This window comes from Protofrankia sp. CiP3, from assembly GCF_917627345.1.
GTDB lineage: Bacteria > Actinomycetota > Actinomycetes > Frankiales > Frankiaceae > Protofrankia.
Map to the genome: position 1 here is coordinate 1 of NZ_CAKJTM010000218.1, position 3,076 is coordinate 3,076.

Sequence of the window (3,076 nt, forward strand, 5' to 3'; positions counted from 1 at the left end):
GACCAGCTGTCTGGTGCCTGGCCGCAGCTGCCGGCCCCCCGCCCGTGTCCGACCGGCCCGGCGACGCCCCCGCGGGGCCGGGCCTGCGGCCTCCCGCGCCGATGCCACCCGAGAAGTACCGGGGGTGAGCGGCCACGACCAAGTACATCGGCCGCGGCCGTCGCCGCCGTCGTCCTGCTCATCGTGCTGATGGGCGCCGCCGCCGGCCAGATGGCCGAACGGGTGCTGTGTGTGCCGGTCGTCGGCTGGGTGCGCGGCTGCGGGAGGGGCAGCTCACCCAGTCAGGACGCCCTCGACGACATCCCACCCGACTATCTGAACCTCTACATGCAGGCCGCCTCCACCTGCCCTGGCCTCGGCTGGACCGTCCTCGCCGCGATCGGGAAGGTCGAGTCCTTCTCCGGACTACGAAGACCCGGGGTCCGGCAGGGTGCGAAAGGCGATCTTGAATGTGTCGGTGCGCGACGGCGGCGTCGACCTGGTGGGCGGGGTCTTGGTCCGCGGTCGAGGGGCGACCCAGGACCCAGAGGCCACGACCGCCGCCCGCCGGGCCGCGGAGGACACCGCCGCCCGCGCCCAGGCCGGGCTGCGCCAGGTGCTGGACCGTGCCGTGCTCGCCGAGGTCGACCGGGACCGGCTCGGCCGCGGCCCCACCAGCCCCGTTCTGTCGCCGCCGGCGATCGCGGCTGAACCACCTACACAGACGGCCGCCGGGGCAGAACCCGGCGGCCCGCCCGCGCGGCCCGCGGCCCGTGGGAGTGGCGTGCGCGATATTACCCCAGTAGCTGCTGATTAACTCTCGATACACATGCCAGCATGTCGAGAATCTGGTATTTGTCACAGGAGTAGAAGGGGTTGAAAGTGACGTTAGCCGGCTTGGCTTGCATGAGGTTCTTGAGGAACTGGCTGTTCTTCAGTCCGAAGACGGCTTTTCCCCAGTTTGCTGCGGACAGTTTGTCACGAACTCCGGCAGGATAGCCGTTCCAGCCGACAAGGTCTGGAAAACGCCACGTGTGATAGGCGTTCTCCGGTGGCTCGTCGCCGGATGTTGCGGGCCGGAAGCTATGGGTTCCCGCGCCGTCTTTATGGTAGACGATCTTCGGATGAGTGCTAATCCAGCGGATCTGGCTGGCTGGGTAGATGTTGAATTTCCCGTGTGCCGAGGTGGCGACGTACTTCGCCTGCTTGTTCTGCGTCCAGATAACGACATGTTCCCAATCGTGCGTGTGGCCGATGCCAGCAAAGGTGAGCTGGTCCTTCTCGAAGTAGAGGTCGTAGATGATCGCGCACCAGCCGTTACTGCAGTAGTAGCGCGAGTATCCGTTGGTGTTGTCGAGGTCGCTCCTGTCGTGGCAGCTACCGCTGAGCGAGCCCGATGGGTTGAGCCCGATGGGTTGAGCCCGCTGTTCAGCGTTCCGGTAGGGCCGATCGCAGGGGTGGGGTAGCAGCCGTCAGCGTCGTAGTCGTACGCCGGCTGGAAGGTCCGCTCGAAGCTGCCCGCGTTGGCAGACAGCCGGGTGGGGGGAGACGAGGTTGCCGCGCTGGCCGGTGCCGACGTGAGGCCAATCAGCACGGCCGTCAAGATCCCCGAGGTCGCCATCAGCTTTGAAATGAGACTAGCCATAACCCGGGCTCGATGGGGAGCCGCTGCTGTATCCCGTGGCCGAGGGGTCAATCCCGCGCGGTCACCCTGGTTTCTTCTTCTCATCAACTCTCACTCGTGGGGTTGTTCTTGGCGCGCATGGCGGATCCGGCTGCGCGGCGTGGAAAATCTGGCCGACTCAGGTCTTCCGGGCCCTCTCGTCGACCACGTAGGAGATGGCGCGGCTCGCCGGTGACAGCCTTAGTCCGGAGATGAGCCGATTGCCTAGAATCAGTGCGTGTGGCGGGCCTCGCTGGCACTTCTTGCTGATCGCCAAGCAGTTTGCTGCTGGCCAGCAAGAAGCTGGGCCATTTGACTGCCGCGCTGTCAGCAGATTCTGAACCCCTGGATTCTTTCGAGATCTTGGCGCACACCTCCTTCCTTTCGGTGTTTGAATCGTTTCGTTGCGTCACCGCGTCATGTGTCAGTGGTGGGGGACGACAGATCCAGACAAGCGGGCCACCGCACGCGGGCCGCGCTGTGATAATGGGCGTAGGCCACGTAAAGCGACATTCGTAGAACTACGTAGCAACCAGGAAGCGCGATGATCGTTCCTCGGAAGTACCGCCAAGTGCTCGACTTCGCTCAGGAGCTCTATCGCCACCATCCAGCAGAGATCGACTACGGGGTGATAGCACAGACCATTCAGAATGTCCTCGAATGTCCTGTATGTACTTTCTCTGAGGTGGGCCTTTCGGAAGCCGGCGCATTGGGCCTTGGCTGGCCAGAGACGCAGGTCGACTCATCCGAGATCACTACGATCACCTTGCGAAATATGCACCGACACCCCCTGATCCGGCGCTACGTGAACACCTCCGATCGCAGGCCGCTGGCCGTGACGGACCTGGTCCCCCTGTTGCGGTGGAAATCCTCGGCGGCAGGTTCGGACATTCATGCCGCCCTCGACTTCTACGACCACATCGCCATCCCCATGGAGTCGCCACGGGGCACCATGAGGTCGTTCGCTTTGGGGCGAAGCGACGGGGGCCCGTTCACGGGCCAGGAACGGCAGTTGGTACTCGCTCTCCACCCGCTCCTTGCCGCCATGGATGACAAGGCGCGGCAGCTCCGGCAGCAGACACCCGCGTCCCTGACTCCCCGAGAGGAACAGATCCTACAAATGGTCCGGACCGGCTTGACCAGTCGCCGGATAGGCGCCCGGCTGCGGCTGTCCCCCCGCACCGTCGAAAAGCACCTGCAGTCCGCCTACAGCAAGCTCGGTGTTACCAACCGGATCGACGCCATCAACGCCTTCATTACGGATGCCGCTACCTCCGGCGCGAGTTCACCGCTACATCCCACCTGCCGCGACCACGACAGCCAGCACACCGGCGACGATGGCCTGGACACCGAGCGCGGCGCGACTGCCCCGTAACGATCAGTCTCGAACGGGAATGAACCGCATGGCCCCGCTCTCCCTGCGCCGTCTCCTCC

At 64.8% G+C, this 3,076-nt stretch carries 2 protein-coding genes and 1 pseudogene; 2 read left to right on the forward strand and 1 reads right to left on the reverse strand.

Going from position 1 to position 3,076, the window contains the following annotated elements:
- Nucleotides 1-430 precede the first annotated feature (430 nt).
- The gene (locus MJ797_RS26490) at nt 431-796 is read left to right on the forward strand and encodes a hypothetical protein (protein WP_239342437.1); all 366 of its coding nucleotides are present in this window, start codon (nt 431-433) and stop codon (nt 794-796) included.
- A gap of 55 nt (nt 797-851) precedes the next feature.
- On the opposite strand, the pseudogene MJ797_RS26495 reads toward MJ797_RS26490, so the two are convergent.
- A pseudogene (locus MJ797_RS26495) lies at nt 852-1,600 on the reverse strand (NPP1 family protein); the annotation flags it as partial.
- A gap of 586 nt (nt 1,601-2,186) precedes the next feature.
- Here MJ797_RS26495 and MJ797_RS26505 point away from each other — a divergent pair.
- Complete coding sequence (locus MJ797_RS26505) at nt 2,187-3,017, forward strand: helix-turn-helix transcriptional regulator (protein ID WP_239342440.1); 831 nt, start codon at nt 2,187-2,189, stop codon at nt 3,015-3,017.
- The last annotated feature ends 59 nt before the right edge of the window (nt 3,018-3,076 follow it).